We start from the raw sequence: 16,030 nt of genomic DNA, 5'->3' as shown, positions 1-16,030 counted from the left end.
GCACGCCCTACCGCACCTCGGCTGGATCGATCCCGAGATGATCGAAGATGATCTGCACGTTGCGGCGGTGCGACTTGAAGAAGACGTCGAAGATGTCACCGGCCAGTGGCACGCTGCCAAGGACCGAGTCTGCCGCGAGGTTGCCGACCATCCGCACCAGCTTGTCGGCTGGAAGGCCAAGCCGCCGCGCTTCGTTGACGATGTAGAGCCCGATGAGCGCGCCGCCGGCGTCACCCACGACCGGTAGAAGGCCGATGACAGAGTCTGCACCAAAGCGCAGCCGCGTGCCCGGAATGCCGATGGCGGTATCCATCAGCCGCGCAAGGCGGGCCAGCCGTCGCAGGCGCTTGAGTGTCTCGGCACGGTCGGTGAAGGTGTCGCTTCGCCCGGCATCCCATGTACGTGTCACCATGGCAGTTCTCCTTGTCGCCGTGCCAGCGGATTCGGCTGACAACTTGCCATCAAGAGATGGTGATCCGGGCTTGAAGTTTCCATGTTCCAGGCCGCGTTTCGTCACGCGAAAGTGGTTGCGGCCTTTTTTGTACCCGCTGTGAAACCAAGGGCTTTGGGACTACGTATTGAACCAGGAGAGGCACCGCCGCCGCCAGAGGAGAGACCGCCATGCCCGCTTATCGTCCGCCCAAGATCCCAGCCTCCGAGATTACGCCCCGCGCCATCTACATGTCGCGGCGCTCCTTCATCGGCGCGACGGCGGGCGCCGGCCTGTCGCTGGCGGGTTTCAGCAGCGCGCTTGCCGCGCCGCTCGCCGCCAAGCCCGGGCCATACAAGCTGGATGAGAAGCTCACTCCGAAGGAGTCGGTGACGACCTACAACAATTTCTACGAGTTTGGCGTCAACAAGGAGGATCCGGCGGCCAATTCCGGTGATTTCAAGCCGACGCCCTGGACGGTGAAGGTCGATGGGCTGGTCGGCAAGCCGCGGGAGTTCGGGCTGGACGAAATCCTCAAGATGCAGCTCGAAGACCGCACCTATCGCCTGCGTTGCGTCGAAGGCTGGTCGATGGTGATCCCCTGGATCGGCTTCCCGCTTTCGGCCATCCTCGACCAGGTCGATCCGCTGGGCAGCGCCAAATACGTTTCCTTCGAGACGGTGGTGCGTCCGGAAGAAATGCCGGGACAGAAAGGCCTGTTCCAGCCGCTCCCCTGGCCTTACATCGAAGGTCTGCGCCTGGATGAGGCGCGCCATCCGCTGACCATCCTGGCGGTCGGCCTTTACGGCGAGACACTGCCGAATGCCAACGGCGCGCCCATCCGGCTCGTGGTGCCGTGGAAATACGGCTTCAAGAGCATCAAGTCGATCGTCAGGATCTCGCTGGTCGAAGAGCAGCCGCAAACGACCTGGAAGAATGCCAACGCGCGGGAATACGGCTTCTATTCCAACGTCAATCCGGCCGTCGACCATCCACGCTGGAGCCAGGCCACCGAACAGCGCATTGGCGAAGGCGGCTTCTTTGGCGGCAACCGCCGCGACACGCTCCCGTTCAATGGATATGCCGAGGAGGTGGCAAGCCTCTATGCCGGCATGGACCTGAAGGCGAACTACTGATGTCGTTTCTTCCTGCCCTGCCCCGCCGCTACCACGGTGCCAGCGTCTGGGCGCTCTACATCCTCGGCCTTGTCCCGGCCGTCTGGTATTTCTATCTCGGTGCGACGGACCAGTTGGGTGCCAACCCGGTGAAGGAGTTCGAGCACGCGCTCGGGATCTGGGCGCTGCGCTTCCTGATCGCGACACTGGCAATCACGCCGTTGCGCGACATCGCCGGCATCAACTGGATTCGCTACCGGCGGGCGCTCGGCCTGCTTGCCTTCTACTACGTGCTGATGCACTTCACCGTCTATGTTTCGCTCGACCTCGTCTTCAACTTCGGCGCGGTGGGCAGCGATATCGCAAGGCGCCCCTATATCACCATCGGCATGGCCTGCCTGGTGCTGCTGATCCCGCTGGCGCTGACATCGAACAACTGGTCGATCCGCAAGCTCACCACCGCATGGACCAAGCTGCACAAACTCGTCTACCTGATCGCGGCAGGCGGCGCCCTGCATTACGTCCTGGCGGTGAAATCGGTGACGCTGGTGCCCTTCATCCACGTGGCGCTGATCGCGATCCTGGTCGCCTACCGCGTCGTCAGGCGGCCGTTCCTGGATTGGAAGCGCGGGAGAAGAAGCGTGGCCGGCGCGCCTCGCCCCGCATCACGTTAGACAGCCCGGGTCGCTACCCACGCCCGAAATGCAAAAAGGCCGGATGTTTCCATCCGGCCTTTTCCTTAACCGCATTGCGGAGATGATTAAGCGGCTTCTGCAGCTTCTGCTTCAGCAGCAACGCGTTCCTTGTCGGCCTTGCCCTTGGCGTCAACGTCGCGTTCAACGAACTCGATGACGGCGAGCGGAGCATTGTCGCCCTGGCGGAAGCCAGCCTTCATGATACGCAGGTAACCGCCGTTGCGGGTTGCGTAACGCGAAGCGATGGCGTCGAACAGCTTGCGAACAGCGTCCTGGTCCTGGATCTGCGAGATTGCCTGACGACGAGCGTGCAGGTCACCGCGCTTGCCGAGGGTAACGAGCTTTTCGACGATCGGGCGAATTTCCTTCGCCTTCGGCAGGGTCGTTACGATCTGCTCATGGGTGATGAGCGAAGCCGCCATGTTGGCAAACATTGCCTTGCGGTGGCTTGCGGTGCGGTTGAGTTTGCGGCCGGCTTTTCCGTGGCGCATGATGTGTCTCCTTCACTTGCAGGCATTCGCCTGCAGTCTGACTAATTAGTACTGGTCTTCGTAGCGCTTTGCGAGATCTTCGATGTTTTCCGGCGGCCAGGCGGGAACTTCCATGCCAAGATGGAGGCCCATGGATGCCAGAACTTCCTTGATCTCGTTCAGCGACTTGCGACCGAAATTCGGAGTGCGCAGCATTTCCGCCTCGGTCTTCTGGATGAGGTCGCCGATATAGACGATGTTGTCGTTCTTCAGGCAGTTCGCCGAACGGACCGAAAGCTCCAGCTCGTCGACCTTCTTGAGAAGCGCCGGGTTGAACGCGAGTTCGGCAACCGATTCTTCTTCAACGTCCTTCTGCGGCTCGTCGAAGTTGACGAATACGCCGAGCTGGTCCTGAAGGATGCGGGCTGCGAAGGCAACTGCATCTTCACCGGTAACCGAGCCATCGGTCTCGATCGTCATGGTCAGCTTGTCGTAGTCGAGAACCTGGCCTTCGCGGGTGTTCTCAACCTTGTACGACACCTTCTTGACGGGCGAGTACAGGCTGTCGACCGGGATGAGGCCGATCGGCGCATCCTCGGCACGGTTACGTTCAGCCGGGACGTAGCCCTTGCCGTTGTTGACCGTGAATTCCATGCGGATTTCGGCGCCCTCGTCGAGGGTGCAGATAACATGGTCAGGGTTGAGGATCTCGATGTCGCCAACCGTCTGGATGTCACCAGCGGTTACGGCACCCGGGCCCTGCTTGCGCACGACCATGCGCTTGGCATCATCGCCATCCATCTTGATGGCGATTTCCTTGATGTTGAGCACGATGTCCGTCACATCTTCCCGAACGCCCGGAATGGAGGAGAACTCGTGGAGAACGCCGTCGATCTGCACGGCGGTGACAGCCGCACCACGCAGAGACGACAGAAGAACGCGACGCAGCGCGTTGCCGAGCGTCAGGCCGAAGCCGCGCTCGAGGGGTTCGGCAATCAGCGTTGCCTTGGTACGACCGGACGAGGTGAATTCCACCTTGTTCGGTTTGATCAGTTCCTGCCAGTTCTTCTGGATCATGACTAAATACCTTCCGTTCGTTGCCACCATCCAATCGTGGCAACCGAGCATGAGGAACACCGAGAGGAGGATTGCTCGTCGGCGATACGGTGAAAGCCGCCCGACCCCAGGAGGGACAAGCGGCTGTTACCGAGTTCACAAAAGGGTAGCAAACCGACCACCCTCCAGCACGTCGATCAGACGCGGCGCTTCTTGCGCGGGCGGCAGCCGTTGTGCGGGATCGGCGTGACGTCGCGGATCGAGGTGATCATGAAGCCAGCAGCCTGCAGAGCGCGCAGAGCCGACTCACGGCCGGAACCCGGACCGCAAACTTCGACTTCCAGCGACTTCATGCCATGCTCCTGAGCCTTCTTGGCGCAGTCTTCGGCAGCGATCTGAGCAGCGAACGGGGTCGACTTACGCGAACCCTTGAAGCCCTTGGCACCGGCGGACGACCAGGCAATCGCATTGCCCTGCGCGTCGGTGATCGTGATCATCGTGTTGTTGAAGGTAGAATTGACGTGGGCAACGCCCGACGTGATGTTCTTGCGTTCGCGACGGCGTACGCGGGTGGCTTCCTTGGCCATATTATCCCTTTCGTTGATCTCTGCACCGCCGTAGTTCCAGCGGCTCCACCTTGGAACGACCAGTCAAACAGGAGCGAACAAGGAGACCCCTGCCCGCCCGCATGACCGTGCGTCCAAAATTACTTCTTCTTACCGGCGATTGCCTTGGCCGGACCCTTACGGGTGCGGGCATTCGTGTGGGTGCGCTGACCGCGGACCGGAAGGCCCCGACGGTGACGCAGGCCACGGTAGCAACCGAGGTCCATGAGGCGCTTGATGTTCATCGCGGTTTCGCGACGAAGATCACCCTCAACCTGGTAGTCGCGGTCGATCGTTTCACGGATCTGAAGGACTTCAGAGTCCGTCAGCTGGTGAACGCGCTTCTCGGCCGGAATACCGACCTTCTCGACGATTTCTTGTGCGAATTTCGGGCCGATCCCGTGAATATAGGTCAGCGCGATGACAACGCGCTTCGCAGTCGGGATGTTGACGCCAGCGATACGTGCCACGCCTATTCTCCTTCGTTCCAGTTGCTATCCAGCAAGTGGTACTCTTCCATGAAAGCAGCCGTTTGGCGGCCGCCAGTTCAAACGTCATACGGAACAGGTCAAAACGACCGGTCCCGGATGTCCTTGCGGGAAATCCGCGCCGATCGCAAAAACTTGTCGCGAGTTGGCGCGGTCTTTAGCGGAATCAGCGCTTGAATGCAACCGTTCCGCCCGAGATTCTTTAACGGATCCCTGACGGCTCAGAGCGCCGCGAAGATCTTTTCGATGTCGGCCGTGACCTTGTCCATCTCGGCCATGCCGTCCACAACCTGGAGCTTGCCCTTGGCGTGGTAGTAGCCGATCAGCGGCGAGGTTTCCTTGTAGTAGACCTCGAGGCGCTTCGTCATCGTCTCGGCATTGTCGTCCGGACGACGCTTGAAGTGAGTCGAACCGCATTTATCGCAGACGCCTTCAGTGGCCGGCTGGCGGTCGGTGTCATGATAGACGGTCCCGCACTGGGCACAGGAGTAACGACCGGACACGCGGCGAACCAGTTCCTTGTCGTCGACTCGCAGTTCGATCACCACGGACAACTCAAGGCCCTTGGCCTTCAGCATGGCTTCCGTTGCATCCGCCTGAACAAGCGTGCGTGGGAAACCATCGAGAATGAAGCCGTTGGCGCAGTCGGGCTGGTCGATTCGCTCGGACACGATCGCATTGACGATCTCGTCCGAAACGAGGCTTCCGGCGTCCATGACGGCCTTGGCCCGCTTGCCAACTTCGGTTTCGGCCGCAACGGCGGCACGCAGCATGTCACCCGTGGAGAGCTGCGGGATGCCGTGCTTCTCGACGATCCGCTGGGCCTGGGTCCCCTTACCCGCGCCCGGCGGTCCTAATAGAATCAGTCTCATCGTCCCCTCTTTCCTCCGCGCAGCTTCGACTTCTTGATCAGGCCCTCGTATTGCTGGGCAATGAGATGGCCCTGAATCTGCGCAACCGTATCGAGGGTTACACTGACGACGATCAAAAGCGAAGTCCCACCAAGGGCTAATGGTACGCCGGTACGGGCGATCAACAACTCAGGCAGAACGCAGACAAACACGAGGTAGACCGCGCCCACGACCGTAATGCGGGTGAGGACGTAATCGATGTATTCGGCGGTGCGCTCGCCGGGGCGGATGCCCGGGATAAAGCCACCGTGCTTCTTCAGGTTGTCGGCCGTGTCCTTCGGATTGAAGACGATGGCCGTGTAGAAGAAGGCGAAGAAGGCGATCAGCAGGCCGTAGAGCAGCATGAACAGCGGCTGGCCGTGGCCGAGCGAGGCAACGATCGTCGTTGCCCAGTCAGGAAGCTGCGAGTTGCCCGCAAAACCTGCAGCCGTTGCCGGCAGAAGCAGCAGCGAGGATGCAAAGATCGCCGGGATAACGCCCGAAGTGTTCAGCTTCAGCGGCAGGTGCGACGTATCGCCCTGGAACATGCGGTTGCCGACCTGGCGCTTCGGATACTGGATCAGCAGACGACGCTGGGCGCGCTCGACGAAGACGATCAGGGCAATGACGCCGATCGCGACCACGATGACCGTGAGAATCAGTGCCGTCGGAAGGGCGCCCGTACGGCCAAGCTCAAGGGTGCCAGCAAGAGCCGTCGGAAGGCCAGCCGCGATACCCGAGAAGATGATCAGCGAGATTCCGTTGCCGATGCCGCGCGAGGTGATCTGCTCGCCGAGCCACATCAGGAACATCGTGCCGCCAAGCAGCGTGATGACCGTCGACAGGCGGAAGAACCAACCCGGATCGAGCACGAGGCCGTTGCCGCTCTCAAGGCCGGCAGCAATGCCGTAAGCCTGCAGCGTGCCCAGCAGCACCGTGCCGTAGCGCGTGTACTGGTTGATGATCTTGCGGCCCGCCTCGCCTTCCTTCTTGAGGTTTTCAAGAGACGGAACGACCGAGGTCATCAGCTGCACGATGATCGATGCGGAAATGTAGGGCATGATGCCGAGCGCGAAGATCGCCATGCGCTCGACGGCGCCGCCCGAAAACATGTTGAAGAGGCCGAGGATGCCGCCGGCCTGGCCACGGAAGGCCTGGGCATAGGCTTCAGGGTTCAGGCCCGGAAGCGGAATGTGCGTCCCAAGGCGGTAAACAAGAAGCGCGGCAAGCGTAAACCACAGCCGCTTCTTGAGATCCTCTGCCTTGGCAAAGGTCGAAAAATTAAGATTGGAGGCGAGTTGTTCCGCTGCAGAAGCCATGCATTTCTCCGCCCGACCGTCTGATCCGCCGGCGGAACATGCCAGAGCCGGAAAGCAGTCGCAAATTCTGGTTCAAAAAAACCGGGCGCGGGAGATTGCGAGGAGCAATCGGATGCCTCACCCTGTTTTCCGTATGATCCCTGCCGGCGACCAACAGGATCGCGTGGGATCGTGAGGCTCACATATGGAGATAAAATCGCCCGGTGTGAAGCTCAAACCGGGCGATTTTCAAACGATTTATTCAGCAGCGGCTTCAGCTGCAACGAGCAGCTTTACAGAGCCGCCAGCCTTTTCGATCTTCTCGACGGCAGCCTTGGAAGCGCCGGCAACTTCGATCGAAACCTTGGCCTTGAGTTCACCGTCCGCGAGAACGCGAACACCGTCCTTCGGACGACGGATCACGCCAGCAGCCTTGAGCGAAGCGGCGTCGATCGTCGCGTTCGAATCAAGCTTGCCTGCATCGATGGCGCTCTGGATGCGGCCGACCGAAACGGTGACGTAGTCCGAGGCGAAGATGTTGTTGAAGCCGCGCTTCGGCAGGCGACGATAGATCGGCATCTGGCCGCCTTCGAAGCCGTTGATGGCAACGCCGGAACGAGCCTTCTGACCCTTCACGCCGCGACCGCCGGTCTTGCCCTTGCCGGAGCCGATACCGCGACCAACGCGGATACGATCCTTGGACGCGCCTTCGTTATCCTTGATCTCATTCAGTTTCATGGTGTCTTCCTCCGTCTCACTTCTCGTCGACGACGCGAACGAGATGCTGGACAGCCCGGATCATGCCACGAACGGAAGGAGTGTCTTCCAGCGTGCGGGTCCGGTGCATCTTGTTGAGGCCGAGACCGATCAGCGTCTGGCGCTGTACGGCCGGGCGGCGGATGGGGCTGCCGATCTGCTGAACGGTAACCGTCTTTGCTTCAGTCTTCTGCGTAGCCTTAGCCATGGGTCAGACTCCTCTTATTCTTCCGACGCATTGCCGGAAGCGGCGCGGCGAGCCTGGAGCGTTGCATACTTGATGCCGCGCTGAGCTGCTACGTCCTTCGGATGCACCTGGTGCTTCAGAGCGTCGAAGGTTGCGCGAACCATGTTGTACGGGTTCGACGAACCGGTCGACTTTGCAACGACGTCGTGGACGCCGAGCGTTTCGAATACGGCGCGCATCGGGCCGCCGGCGATGATGCCGGTACCAGCCTTGGCCGAGCGCAGCAGAACCTTGCCGGCGCCGTGGCGGCCATTGACGTCGTGATGCAGCGTACGGCCGTCACGCAGCGGTACGAAGATCAGATCGCGCTTTGCGCTTTCGGTAGCCTTGCGGATCGCTTCCGGCACTTCGCGTGCCTTGCCGTGGCCAAAGCCAACGCGGCCCTTCTGGTCGCCAACGACGACGAGAGCAGCAAAACCAAAGCGACGGCCGCCCTTGACGACCTTGGCGACGCGGTTGATCGCGACCAGCTTGTCGACGAATTCGCTATCGCGCTCTTCGCGGTTCTGGCGATCGTCGCGAGAACCTCTTCTTTCCTGTGCCATTGTCCTGTTCCTTTTTCTTTTCCGGGTGCAACGGGCTTATTTCCGGGAGCCAACCACCAGCCAGCCTGAAGCAACCCGGTGGAACGACTATGTGCTGCGGCGAACCGCGTTTCGCCCGGCCTTCCCTATCGAGGAAGACCGGGCGAAATTCTTAGAAGCTCAGGCCGCCTTCGCGGGCAGCGTCAGCAAGAGCCTTGATGCGGCCGTGATAGATGAAAGCGCCGCGATCGAACACGACTTCCTTCACGCCAGCCTGCGTCGCACGCTCGGCGACGAGCTTGCCAACGGCAGCAGCTGCTGCAACGTCGGCGCCCGTCTTGAGCGAGCCCTTGAGACCTGCATCGAGCGTCGAAGCGGCAGCAAGCGTGCGGCCGGCAACGTCGTCGATAACCTGGGCATAGATGTTCTTGGAGGAGCGGTGAACCGACAGACGCGGACGGCCGTTTGCGACCTTCTTGAGCTGGCGGCGGACACGGCTCGCACGCTTGGTGAGTGCTTCTTTTCTGGTAGCCATGATCGCTCGTCCTTACTTCTTCTTGCCTTCCTTGCGGACGATCCGTTCCTCAGCGTACTTGACGCCTTTGCCCTTGTAGGGCTCGGGACCACGGTATTCGCGGATTTCCGCGGCAACCTGACCGACCTGCTGCTTGTTCATGCCGGTGACGACGATTTCCGTCGGCTTCGGCACGGCAATGGTGATACCTTCCGGGGTCTGGTAGACCACGTCGTGGCTGAAGCCGAGTGCCAGCTGCAGGTTCTTGCCCTGCATCGACGCGCGGTAACCAACGCCGTTGATTTCGAGCTTGCGCTCGAAGCCGTCCTTAACGCCCTTGAAGATGTTCTCGATCATCGTGCGGGACATGCCCCACTTCGAGCGAGCATCCTTGCTATCGTTGACCGGGGTCACCGAAACTGCGTTGTCGTTAAGCTCAAGCTTGATTTCGTCGTTGGCGACGAAGACGAGCTCGCCCTTAGGACCCTTTGCAGTGACCTTCTGGCCTTCAACGGTTGCCGTCACACCTGCTGGAACCGGGACGGCTTTTTTACCGATACGAGACATGTTTCAATCCTGTCTGTTCGTTATGGAGTTCCCCTACCCGATCTTAGAAGACCGAGCAGAGAACCTCGCCGCCTACGTTCTGTTCGCGAGCCTGGTGATCGGCCATCACGCCCTTCGGGGTCGAAAGGATGGTGATGCCGAGGCCGTTCGCGACCTGCGGAATGGACTTTACCGAGACGTAAACCCGGCGGCCCGGCTTCGACACGCGGCCGATCTCACGGATCACCGATGCGCCTTCGTAGTACTTGAGTTCGATTTCGATCTCGGCCTTGCCGTTACCGTAGTCGATTTCCGAATAACCGCGGATGTAGCCTTCAGCCTGGAGCACGTCGAGAACGCGGGCACGCAGCTTGGAAGCAGGCGTGGTTACGGTCGACTTGCGGCGGGCAGCGCCATTGCGGATGCGGGTGAGCATATCGCCCAAGGGATCAGTCATGGTCATCTAACGATCTCCTTACCAGCTCGACTTGACGATGCCCGGCACCTTGCCGAGGTTGCCGAGTTCGCGAAGCGCGATACGCGACATCTTGAGCTTGCGATAGTAAGCGCGCGGACGACCGGTGACTTCGCAACGGTTGCGGATACGCGTCTTAGAGCCATCGCGAGACAGCGAAGCGAGCTTGATAGTTGCCTTGAACCGTTCTTCGATCGGAAGTTCCTGGTTCATGATGGTCGCCTTCAGTTCAGCACGCTTTGCAGCCTGCTGGGCGACGGTCTTGCGGCGGCGCTTGTTCTTTTCAACTGCGCTGGTTTTCGCCATATCGGAGTTCCTTTTAAACGCTCGTCGTTACGGTTACTGGCGGAACGGGAAGTTGAACTCTTTCAGGAGAGCCCGTGCTTCGTCGTCCTTGGTAGCCGTCGTGCAAACGATGATGTCCATGCCCCACATCTGATCAACCTTGTCGTAGTTGATCTCCGGGAACACAATGTGTTCCTTGAGGCCCATGGCGAAGTTGCCACGGCCATCAAAGCTTTTCGGGTTCAGGCCGCGGAAGTCGCGAACGCGCGGAAGCGCGATGTTGATCAGGCGGTCCAGGAATTCGTACATGCGGGCGCCACGCAGGGTGACCTTCGCGCCGATCGGCATGTTCTCACGAACCTTGAAGCCAGCAATCGAGTTGCGAGCCTTGGTGATCACCGGCTTCTGGCCGGCGATTGCTGCGAGGTCAGCTGCAGCAACGGTAGGCTTCTTGGAGTCAGCAGTTGCTTCGCCCACGCCCATGTTGATGACGATCTTTTCGAGCTTCGGGATCATCATCTCGTTGGAGTAGCCGAACTGTTCCTTCAGCGCAGCGCGGATACGGGAAACATATTCCTGCTTGAGCCGCGGCTCATACTTTGCCTCAGCCATCGATCACATCTCCCGTACGCTTGGCGACACGCACCTTCTTGCCGTCGACGACGGAGAAGCCAACCCGGGTCGGCTTGCCGTCCTTCGCAACGATGGCGATGTTCGACAGGTGAATGGACGCTTCCTTGTTGATGATGCCAGCTTCCTGCGTCTGAGTCTGACGCTGGTGGCGCTTCACCATGTTGATGCCACGCACTACAGCGCGGTCTTCCTTCGGCAGAACCTGAAGCACTTCACCAGTGCGGCCCTTGTCCTTGCCGGTCAATACGACGACGCTGTCGCCTTTGCGGATCTTTTGCATGTGTCCCGCTCCCTCTTACAGTACTTCCGGAGCCAGCGAGATGATCTTCATGTGGTTCTTGGCGCGAAGTTCGCGCGGAACCGGTCCGAAGATACGGGTGCCGATCGGCTCTTTCTTGTTGTCGATGAGGACCGCTGCGTTGTTATCGAAGCGGATGACGCTGCCGTCCGGACGACGGATGTCCTTGGCGGTACGCACAACAACCGCCTTCATCACATCACCCTTCTTGACGCGGCCGCGCGGGATCGCTTCCTTGATCGAGACAACGATAACGTCGCCGATCGAAGCGTACTTGCGCTTGGAGCCGCCCAGCACCTTGATGCACATGACACGACGTGCGCCGGAATTGTCCGCCACGTCGAGGTTTGTTTGCATCTGAATCATGTCAGGTCGCCTTTTTCAAATGACCGGCAGACTCCAGGCGGGAAACGCTCGGAGGCCGGCTTATGGACAGAATTTCGGTGTGCGCGGGTGGGTCTTGCCAAGGTGGTTTCCATGAAAGGACCTTCCCTGCGCTCAAAGCAAAAGAACGCTCGTTGCCGAGCGTCCTGCGCCAGTGGCGTGCTTCATACAGGATTCTCCGCCGAACACAAGGCCCAAGCGGAGAAACACCTGCAAATTAAGCCTGGGCGGTAACTACCGTCCAGCACTTGTCCTTGGAGATCGGTGCGCATTCCTCGATGGAAACGACGTCACCTACCTTGTACTGGTTGTTTTCGTCATGCGCCTTGTACTTCTTCGTACGGCGGACCGTCTTCTGAAGCAGCGGGTGAGCGAAGCGGCGCTCGACGCGGACAACAACGGTCTTCTCGTTCTTGTCGGAAACGACTACGCCCTGCAGAATGCGTTTCGGCATATTATTCTTCCTTAAGCCTTGGCTTCTGCCGCCTTCTGGCGGGCAATGGTTTTCACGCGGGCGATGTCCTTGCGAACTTCGTTGATGCGCGAGGACTTTTCGAGCTGACCGGTGGCCTTCTGGAAGCGCAGGTTGAACTGCTCCTTCTTCAGGTCGGCAAGCTTGTCCTTGAGCTGGTCGGCCGTGAGGCCGCGAACGTCTTCGGCTTTCATCGTGCCTTCTCCTTACTCTGCGATGCGCTGTACGAAGCGCGTCTTGACCGAGAGCTTGGCAGCACCGAGACGAAGCGCTTCACGCGCCAGTTCTTCGGAAACACCGTCGATCTCGAACATCATACGACCAGGCTTGACCTTGCAAGCCCAGTATTCGACGCCGCCCTTACCTTTACCCATACGTACTTCGGTCGGCTTGGCCGTGACCGGAACATCCGGGAACACGCGGATCCACACACGACCAGCACGCTTCATGGCGCGCGTGATCGCGCGGCGGGCCGCCTCGATCTCGCGAGCGTTGACGCGGTTTGGTTCCTGGGACTTCAGGCCGAATTCGCCGAAGGCCAGATCGAAGCCGCCCTTGGCCACACCCTTGATGCGACCCTTGAACTGCTTGCGGTACTTGGTACGCTTTGGCTGCAACATTTTCTTACTTCTCCGAGCTTATCTTTCGCCAGCGTTGATCAAGCGTTTTCGCGCTCGCGGCGACGATCGCCACGGTCGCCGCGTTCACGGCTTGCAGGACCCTGTGCATCGCCTTCCAGCGCACGACGTTCCGAGGCCATCGGGTCGTGCTCAAGGATTTCGCCCTTGAAGATCCAGACCTTGATGCCGCAGATACCGAATGCGGTTTCGGCTTCAGCCGTACCGTAGTCGATGTCGGCGCGCAGCGTATGAAGCGGAACGCGACCTTCGCGGTACCATTCCGTACGAGCGATTTCTGCACCGCCGAGACGGCCGGCGCAGGTGATCTTGATGCCCTCGGCGCCAAGACGCATTGCCGACTGAACAGCGCGCTTCATTGCACGGCGGAATGCCACGCGACGCTCGAGCTGCTGGGCGATCGACTGAGCGACCAGCGTCGAGTCTACTTCCGGCTTGCGAACTTCAACGATGTTGAGGTGCGTCTCGGAGCGAGTCATCTCGGAAAGCTTCTTGCGAAGCTTTTCGATGTCTGCACCCTTCTTGCCGATGATGAGGCCCGGACGAGCCGAGTGGATCGTGACGCGGCACTTCTTGTGCGGACGCTCGATGACCACCTTGGCAATGCCCGCCTGCTTCAGTTCCGACATCAGGTAGGCGCGGATCTTCAGGTCTTCATGAAGAAGCTGGCCATACTCGGCGTTGTCGGCGAACCAGCGGCTATCCCAGGTACGGTTGATGCCGAGGCGGAAGCCGATCGGATTAATTTTCTGGCCCATTATGCGGCCTCCCCTTTTTCCTCGACTTCGCGAACAACGATCGTCAGGTGCGCGAACGGCTTCTCGATACGGGAAGCGCGGCCGCGGCCACGAGCGTGGAAACGCTTCATCACGATCGACTTGCCGACATAGGCTTCGGAGACGATCAGTGCATCGACGTCAAGGTCATGGTTGTTTTCGGCATTGGCGATTGCAGACTCGAGAGTCTTCTTCACCGTGCCGGCGATGCGCTTGCGCGAGAATTCGAGCTCAGCGAGCGCGCGTTCCACCTTCTTGCCGCGGATCATGGCGGCAACAAGGTTCAGCTTCTGGGGGCTGACACGGAGCGTACGGGCGACTGCCTGCGCCTCGTTGTCCTTCAGCCGGCGTTCGGTCTTAGCCTTCGCCATTGTTACTTCCTCTTCGCCTTCTTGTCCGCGCCGTGACCGTAGTAGGTACGGGTGGGAGCGAATTCTCCGAACTTGTGACCGACCATGTCTTCGTTGACGCTGACCGGGATGTGCTTGCTGCCGTTATAGACGCCGAACGTCAAACCGACGAACTGCGGCAGAATCGTGGAACGGCGGCTCCACATCTTGATGACTTCACTGCGTCCGCCTTCGCGCACCTTCTCAGCCTTCTTGAGAAGATAGCCGTCAACAAACGGACCTTTCCATACTGAACGAGCCATTGGTGACTTCCTCTCTTACTTCTTGCGCTGATGGCGCGAGCGCATGATGAACTTGTCGGTCGACTTGTTCTTACGAGTGCGCTTACCCTTGGTCGGCTTGCCCCACGGGGATACCGGGTGACGACCACCGGACGTGCGGCCTTCACCACCACCGTGCGGGTGGTCGACCGGGTTCATGACGACACCGCGGTTATGCGGGCGCTTGCCGCGCCATACGGTGCGACCGGCCTTGCCGTCGTTGATGTTGCCGTGATCCGGGTTGGATACCGCACCAACGGTTGCCAGGCACGAGCCCGGGACGAGACGCTGTTCGCCAGAGTTGAGGCGAAGGATCGCCATGCCCTGGTCGCGACCGACGAGCTGTACATAGGTGCCAGCCGAGCGAGCGATCTGGCCACCCTTGGCAGGCTTCATTTCCACGTTGTGGACGATCGAGCCAACCGGGATGTACTGCAGCGGCATAGCGTTGCCGGGCTTTACGTCGACTGCCTTCTCCGAGGAGATGACCTTGTCGCCGGCTGCCAGGCGCTGCGGGGCCAGGATGTAGGCCTGCTCGCCGTCGGAATAGGTGACGAGAGCGATAAAGGCCGAACGGTTCGGGTCGTATTCCAGACGCTCGACCGTGCCTTCGACGTCGAACTTGCGACGCTTGAAGTCGACCAGGCGGTAGGTACGCTTGTGACCGCCGCCGATGAAGCGAGCGGTGATGCGACCGCGGTTGTTACGGCCGCCGCTCTTGGAGAGACCTTCCGTCAGCGCCTTGACCGGCTTGCCCTTCCAGAGGCCGGACCGGTCGACGATGACCAGCTGACGCTGGCTCGGGGTCGTCGGGTTGTAGCTTTTCAATGCCATTGTATCTTACCTCAGAGACCGGTGGAGACGTCGATCGTCTGACCTTCGGCCAGGGTGACGACAGCCTTCTTGACGTCCTTCTGCTTCCCGATGAAGCCGCGGAAGCGCTTCACCTTGCCCTTGCGGACCAGCGTATTGACGGCAGTGACCTTCACACCGAAGAGCGCTTCTACGGCAGCCTTGATTTCCGGCTTGGAAGCAGTCTTGGCAACGTTGAAGACGACCTGGTTCTGTTCGGATACCAGCGTCGACTTTTCGGTGATCGAGGGAGATACGATCACATCATAGTGGCGAAGATCGGTCACTTGAAACGCTCCTCTAGAGCTTCCACAGCGGCCTTGGAAAGCACGAGCTTGCCGCGGCGCAGGATGTCGTAAACATTGATGCCCTGGACCGGAAGAACGTCCACGTTCGGGATGTTCTGAGCAGCGAGCTTGAAGTTGTTGTCCAACTCCGAACCGCCGATAACCAAAGCATTGGTGAGGCCGAGCGAAGCGAAGGTGCCGGCCAGAGCCTTGGTCTTTGCTTCGGAGGCAACCAGATCGTCGATGATGATCAGGTCTTCAGCCTTGAACTTTGCAGACAGCGCGTGACGCAGGGCAAGAGCGCGAACCTTCTTGGGAAGGTCATGCTCGTGGCTGCGAACAACCGGACCATGTGCACGACCGCCGCCGCGGAACTGCGGAGCGCGAGCCGAATGGTGACGAGCGCGGCCCGTACCCTTCTGCTTGTACATCTTGGCGCCGGTGCGGGAAACTTCACCGCGGGTCAGCGTCTTGTGCGAGCCCTGCTGCTTCTTGGCGAGCTGGTAGCGCACCATACGAGCCAGGATGTCTTCGCGTGGGTCGAGGCCGAAAATCGCATCGGACAGGGAAACCGTGCCGGCGTCTTTTCCCTCGAGGGTCTTGACGTTAAATTCCATTGTAGCTGG

General features: G+C 60.1%; 28 protein-coding genes. 2 read left to right on the top strand and 26 right to left on the bottom strand.

Features of this window, described 5'->3' with window-relative positions:
* Positions 1 to 7: 7 nt before the first annotated feature.
* Complete coding sequence (locus CYG48_RS05400) at positions 8 to 412, bottom strand: DUF4112 domain-containing protein (protein ID WP_118849438.1); 405 nt, start codon at positions 410 to 412, stop codon at positions 8 to 10.
* Between the two features lie 209 nt (positions 413 to 621).
* Here CYG48_RS05400 and msrP point away from each other — a divergent pair, with 209 nt between their 5' ends.
* Both msrP and msrQ read left to right on the top strand, forming a co-directional pair.
* A complete protein-coding gene (gene msrP / locus CYG48_RS05395; protein ID WP_118849437.1) occupies positions 622 to 1,566 on the top strand; it encodes a protein-methionine-sulfoxide reductase catalytic subunit MsrP in 945 nt (314 codons plus the stop codon).
* Positions 1,566 to 2,219: a protein-methionine-sulfoxide reductase heme-binding subunit MsrQ gene (gene msrQ, locus CYG48_RS05390; protein WP_118849436.1), complete on the top strand. Its 654-nt coding sequence runs from the start codon at positions 1,566 to 1,568 to the stop codon at positions 2,217 to 2,219. Before msrP ends, msrQ begins: the two co-directional genes overlap by 1 nt.
* Before the next feature lie 86 nt (positions 2,220 to 2,305).
* Here msrQ and rplQ read toward each other — a convergent pair whose 3' ends face one another.
* From rplQ to rplD, 25 genes are all read right to left on the bottom strand, one after another.
* Complete coding sequence (rplQ, locus tag CYG48_RS05385) at positions 2,306 to 2,731, bottom strand: 50S ribosomal protein L17 (protein ID WP_118849435.1); 426 nt, start codon at positions 2,729 to 2,731, stop codon at positions 2,306 to 2,308.
* Positions 2,732 to 2,776: 45 nt separating this feature from the next.
* Complete coding sequence (locus tag CYG48_RS05380; protein WP_118849434.1) at positions 2,777 to 3,787, bottom strand: DNA-directed RNA polymerase subunit alpha; 1,011 nt, start codon at positions 3,785 to 3,787, stop codon at positions 2,777 to 2,779.
* Positions 3,788 to 3,963: 176 nt separating this feature from the next.
* Positions 3,964 to 4,353, bottom strand: a complete 390-nt coding sequence (rpsK, locus tag CYG48_RS05375; RefSeq protein ID WP_007766864.1) for a 30S ribosomal protein S11 — start codon at positions 4,351 to 4,353, stop codon at positions 3,964 to 3,966.
* A gap of 119 nt (positions 4,354 to 4,472) precedes the next feature.
* Positions 4,473 to 4,841, bottom strand: a complete 369-nt coding sequence (gene rpsM, locus CYG48_RS05370) for a 30S ribosomal protein S13 (RefSeq protein ID WP_118849433.1) — start codon at positions 4,839 to 4,841, stop codon at positions 4,473 to 4,475.
* Between the two features lie 239 nt (positions 4,842 to 5,080).
* The gene (locus CYG48_RS05365) at positions 5,081 to 5,731 is read right to left on the bottom strand and encodes an adenylate kinase (protein ID WP_118849432.1); all 651 of its coding nucleotides are present in this window, start codon (positions 5,729 to 5,731) and stop codon (positions 5,081 to 5,083) included.
* Complete coding sequence (gene secY / locus CYG48_RS05360; protein WP_118849431.1) at positions 5,728 to 7,068, bottom strand: preprotein translocase subunit SecY; 1,341 nt, start codon at positions 7,066 to 7,068, stop codon at positions 5,728 to 5,730. Before secY ends, CYG48_RS05365 begins: the two co-directional genes overlap by 4 nt.
* Before the next feature lie 237 nt (positions 7,069 to 7,305).
* Positions 7,306 to 7,785 (bottom strand): 50S ribosomal protein L15, encoded by a 480-nt coding sequence (gene rplO, locus CYG48_RS05355; RefSeq protein ID WP_118849430.1) that lies wholly within the window; start codon positions 7,783 to 7,785, stop codon positions 7,306 to 7,308.
* Between the two features lie 16 nt (positions 7,786 to 7,801).
* Positions 7,802 to 8,011: a 50S ribosomal protein L30 gene (gene rpmD, locus CYG48_RS05350; RefSeq protein ID WP_118849429.1), complete on the bottom strand. Its 210-nt coding sequence runs from the start codon at positions 8,009 to 8,011 to the stop codon at positions 7,802 to 7,804.
* A 14-nt stretch (positions 8,012 to 8,025) separates the two neighbouring features.
* Complete coding sequence (rpsE, locus tag CYG48_RS05345) at positions 8,026 to 8,595, bottom strand: 30S ribosomal protein S5 (protein ID WP_118849428.1); 570 nt, start codon at positions 8,593 to 8,595, stop codon at positions 8,026 to 8,028.
* 151 nt (positions 8,596 to 8,746) lie between these two features.
* Complete coding sequence (gene rplR / locus CYG48_RS05340) at positions 8,747 to 9,109, bottom strand: 50S ribosomal protein L18 (protein WP_118849427.1); 363 nt, start codon at positions 9,107 to 9,109, stop codon at positions 8,747 to 8,749.
* Positions 9,110 to 9,121: 12 nt separating this feature from the next.
* Complete coding sequence (rplF, locus tag CYG48_RS05335) at positions 9,122 to 9,655, bottom strand: 50S ribosomal protein L6 (RefSeq protein ID WP_118849426.1); 534 nt, start codon at positions 9,653 to 9,655, stop codon at positions 9,122 to 9,124.
* Positions 9,656 to 9,698: 43 nt separating this feature from the next.
* On the bottom strand, positions 9,699 to 10,097 hold the full coding sequence (gene rpsH, locus CYG48_RS05330; protein WP_117193853.1) for a 30S ribosomal protein S8: 399 nt from the start codon (positions 10,095 to 10,097) through the stop codon (positions 9,699 to 9,701).
* Between the two features lie 12 nt (positions 10,098 to 10,109).
* The gene (rpsN, locus tag CYG48_RS05325) at positions 10,110 to 10,415 is read right to left on the bottom strand and encodes a 30S ribosomal protein S14 (RefSeq protein WP_118849425.1); all 306 of its coding nucleotides are present in this window, start codon (positions 10,413 to 10,415) and stop codon (positions 10,110 to 10,112) included.
* Positions 10,416 to 10,448: 33 nt separating this feature from the next.
* Positions 10,449 to 11,006 (bottom strand): 50S ribosomal protein L5, encoded by a 558-nt coding sequence (gene rplE / locus CYG48_RS05320; protein WP_118849424.1) that lies wholly within the window; start codon positions 11,004 to 11,006, stop codon positions 10,449 to 10,451.
* Positions 10,999 to 11,307, bottom strand: coding sequence for a 50S ribosomal protein L24 (gene rplX, locus CYG48_RS05315; protein WP_118849423.1), 309 nt, complete (start codon positions 11,305 to 11,307; stop codon positions 10,999 to 11,001). The genes rplE and rplX overlap by 8 nt, the downstream gene beginning before the upstream one ends.
* Positions 11,308 to 11,322: 15 nt before the next feature.
* Positions 11,323 to 11,691 (bottom strand): 50S ribosomal protein L14, encoded by a 369-nt coding sequence (rplN, locus tag CYG48_RS05310; RefSeq protein WP_105374405.1) that lies wholly within the window; start codon positions 11,689 to 11,691, stop codon positions 11,323 to 11,325.
* A gap of 235 nt (positions 11,692 to 11,926) precedes the next feature.
* Positions 11,927 to 12,163, bottom strand: coding sequence for a 30S ribosomal protein S17 (rpsQ, locus tag CYG48_RS05305; RefSeq protein ID WP_118849422.1), 237 nt, complete (start codon positions 12,161 to 12,163; stop codon positions 11,927 to 11,929).
* An 11-nt stretch (positions 12,164 to 12,174) separates the two neighbouring features.
* Entirely contained in the window at positions 12,175 to 12,375 is a 201-nt protein-coding gene (gene rpmC / locus CYG48_RS05300; protein ID WP_037151107.1) for a 50S ribosomal protein L29, read from the bottom strand.
* A gap of 12 nt (positions 12,376 to 12,387) precedes the next feature.
* Positions 12,388 to 12,801 (bottom strand): 50S ribosomal protein L16, encoded by a 414-nt coding sequence (gene rplP, locus CYG48_RS05295; protein WP_007770145.1) that lies wholly within the window; start codon positions 12,799 to 12,801, stop codon positions 12,388 to 12,390.
* Positions 12,802 to 12,839: 38 nt separating this feature from the next.
* On the bottom strand, positions 12,840 to 13,577 hold the full coding sequence (rpsC, locus tag CYG48_RS05290; protein ID WP_118849421.1) for a 30S ribosomal protein S3: 738 nt from the start codon (positions 13,575 to 13,577) through the stop codon (positions 12,840 to 12,842).
* Positions 13,577 to 13,966 (bottom strand): 50S ribosomal protein L22, encoded by a 390-nt coding sequence (rplV, locus tag CYG48_RS05285; protein WP_117193858.1) that lies wholly within the window; start codon positions 13,964 to 13,966, stop codon positions 13,577 to 13,579. The genes rpsC and rplV overlap by 1 nt, the downstream gene beginning before the upstream one ends.
* A gap of 2 nt (positions 13,967 to 13,968) precedes the next feature.
* The gene (rpsS, locus tag CYG48_RS05280; protein WP_029620128.1) at positions 13,969 to 14,247 is read right to left on the bottom strand and encodes a 30S ribosomal protein S19; all 279 of its coding nucleotides are present in this window, start codon (positions 14,245 to 14,247) and stop codon (positions 13,969 to 13,971) included.
* A 15-nt stretch (positions 14,248 to 14,262) separates the two neighbouring features.
* The gene (gene rplB / locus CYG48_RS05275) at positions 14,263 to 15,099 is read right to left on the bottom strand and encodes a 50S ribosomal protein L2 (protein ID WP_118849420.1); all 837 of its coding nucleotides are present in this window, start codon (positions 15,097 to 15,099) and stop codon (positions 14,263 to 14,265) included.
* 11 nt (positions 15,100 to 15,110) lie between these two features.
* Positions 15,111 to 15,404, bottom strand: a complete 294-nt coding sequence (locus CYG48_RS05270; protein WP_046792692.1) for a 50S ribosomal protein L23 — start codon at positions 15,402 to 15,404, stop codon at positions 15,111 to 15,113.
* Entirely contained in the window at positions 15,401 to 16,021 is a 621-nt protein-coding gene (gene rplD / locus CYG48_RS05265) for a 50S ribosomal protein L4 (protein WP_118849419.1), read from the bottom strand. Before rplD ends, CYG48_RS05270 begins: the two co-directional genes overlap by 4 nt.
* Positions 16,022 to 16,030: the final 9 nt, after the last annotated feature.

It is taken from the genome of Neorhizobium sp. SOG26 (assembly GCF_003491345.1).
In the GTDB taxonomy this organism is placed as follows: Bacteria; Pseudomonadota; Alphaproteobacteria; order Rhizobiales; family Rhizobiaceae; genus Neorhizobium; species Neorhizobium turbinariae.
Note: the sequence above shows the minus strand (reverse complement) of the source record. Positions and strands in the feature narration are given on the sequence as shown.

What these genes read in the sequence shown, in the direction of transcription:
- CYG48_RS05400 (WP_118849438.1), bottom strand. Translation starts at nt 412, where the DNA reads ATGGTGACACGTACATGGGATGCCGGGCGAAGCGACACCTTCACCGAC.
- msrP (WP_118849437.1), top strand. Translation starts at nt 622, where the DNA reads ATGCCCGCTTATCGTCCGCCCAAGATCCCAGCCTCCGAGATTACGCCC.
- msrQ (WP_118849436.1), top strand. Translation starts at nt 1,566, where the DNA reads ATGTCGTTTCTTCCTGCCCTGCCCCGCCGCTACCACGGTGCCAGCGTC.
- rplQ (WP_118849435.1), bottom strand. Translation starts at nt 2,731, where the DNA reads ATGCGCCACGGAAAAGCCGGCCGCAAACTCAACCGCACCGCAAGCCAC.
- CYG48_RS05380 (WP_118849434.1), bottom strand. Translation starts at nt 3,787, where the DNA reads ATGATCCAGAAGAACTGGCAGGAACTGATCAAACCGAACAAGGTGGAA.
- rpsK (WP_007766864.1), bottom strand. Translation starts at nt 4,353, where the DNA reads ATGGCCAAGGAAGCCACCCGCGTACGCCGTCGCGAACGCAAGAACATC.
- CYG48_RS05365 (WP_118849432.1), bottom strand. Translation starts at nt 5,731, where the DNA reads ATGAGACTGATTCTATTAGGACCGCCGGGCGCGGGTAAGGGGACCCAG.
- secY (WP_118849431.1), bottom strand. Translation starts at nt 7,068, where the DNA reads ATGGCTTCTGCAGCGGAACAACTCGCCTCCAATCTTAATTTTTCGACC.
- rplO (WP_118849430.1), bottom strand. Translation starts at nt 7,785, where the DNA reads ATGAAACTGAATGAGATCAAGGATAACGAAGGCGCGTCCAAGGATCGT.
- rpmD (WP_118849429.1), bottom strand. Translation starts at nt 8,011, where the DNA reads ATGGCTAAGGCTACGCAGAAGACTGAAGCAAAGACGGTTACCGTTCAG.
- rpsE (WP_118849428.1), bottom strand. Translation starts at nt 8,595, where the DNA reads ATGGCACAGGAAAGAAGAGGTTCTCGCGACGATCGCCAGAACCGCGAA.
- rplR (WP_118849427.1), bottom strand. Translation starts at nt 9,109, where the DNA reads ATGGCTACCAGAAAAGAAGCACTCACCAAGCGTGCGAGCCGTGTCCGC.
- rplF (WP_118849426.1), bottom strand. Translation starts at nt 9,655, where the DNA reads ATGTCTCGTATCGGTAAAAAAGCCGTCCCGGTTCCAGCAGGTGTGACG.
- rpsH (WP_117193853.1), bottom strand. Translation starts at nt 10,097, where the DNA reads ATGACCATGACTGATCCCTTGGGCGATATGCTCACCCGCATCCGCAAT.
- rpsN (WP_118849425.1), bottom strand. Translation starts at nt 10,415, where the DNA reads ATGGCGAAAACCAGCGCAGTTGAAAAGAACAAGCGCCGCCGCAAGACC.
- rplE (WP_118849424.1), bottom strand. Translation starts at nt 11,006, where the DNA reads ATGGCTGAGGCAAAGTATGAGCCGCGGCTCAAGCAGGAATATGTTTCC.
- rplX (WP_118849423.1), bottom strand. Translation starts at nt 11,307, where the DNA reads ATGCAAAAGATCCGCAAAGGCGACAGCGTCGTCGTATTGACCGGCAAG.
- rplN (WP_105374405.1), bottom strand. Translation starts at nt 11,691, where the DNA reads ATGATTCAGATGCAAACAAACCTCGACGTGGCGGACAATTCCGGCGCA.
- rpsQ (WP_118849422.1), bottom strand. Translation starts at nt 12,163, where the DNA reads ATGCCGAAACGCATTCTGCAGGGCGTAGTCGTTTCCGACAAGAACGAG.
- rpmC (WP_037151107.1), bottom strand. Translation starts at nt 12,375, where the DNA reads ATGAAAGCCGAAGACGTTCGCGGCCTCACGGCCGACCAGCTCAAGGAC.
- rplP (WP_007770145.1), bottom strand. Translation starts at nt 12,801, where the DNA reads ATGTTGCAGCCAAAGCGTACCAAGTACCGCAAGCAGTTCAAGGGTCGC.
- rpsC (WP_118849421.1), bottom strand. Translation starts at nt 13,577, where the DNA reads ATGGGCCAGAAAATTAATCCGATCGGCTTCCGCCTCGGCATCAACCGT.
- rplV (WP_117193858.1), bottom strand. Translation starts at nt 13,966, where the DNA reads ATGGCGAAGGCTAAGACCGAACGCCGGCTGAAGGACAACGAGGCGCAG.
- rpsS (WP_029620128.1), bottom strand. Translation starts at nt 14,247, where the DNA reads ATGGCTCGTTCAGTATGGAAAGGTCCGTTTGTTGACGGCTATCTTCTC.
- rplB (WP_118849420.1), bottom strand. Translation starts at nt 15,099, where the DNA reads ATGGCATTGAAAAGCTACAACCCGACGACCCCGAGCCAGCGTCAGCTG.
- rplD (WP_118849419.1), bottom strand. Translation starts at nt 16,021, where the DNA reads ATGGAATTTAACGTCAAGACCCTCGAGGGAAAAGACGCCGGCACGGTT.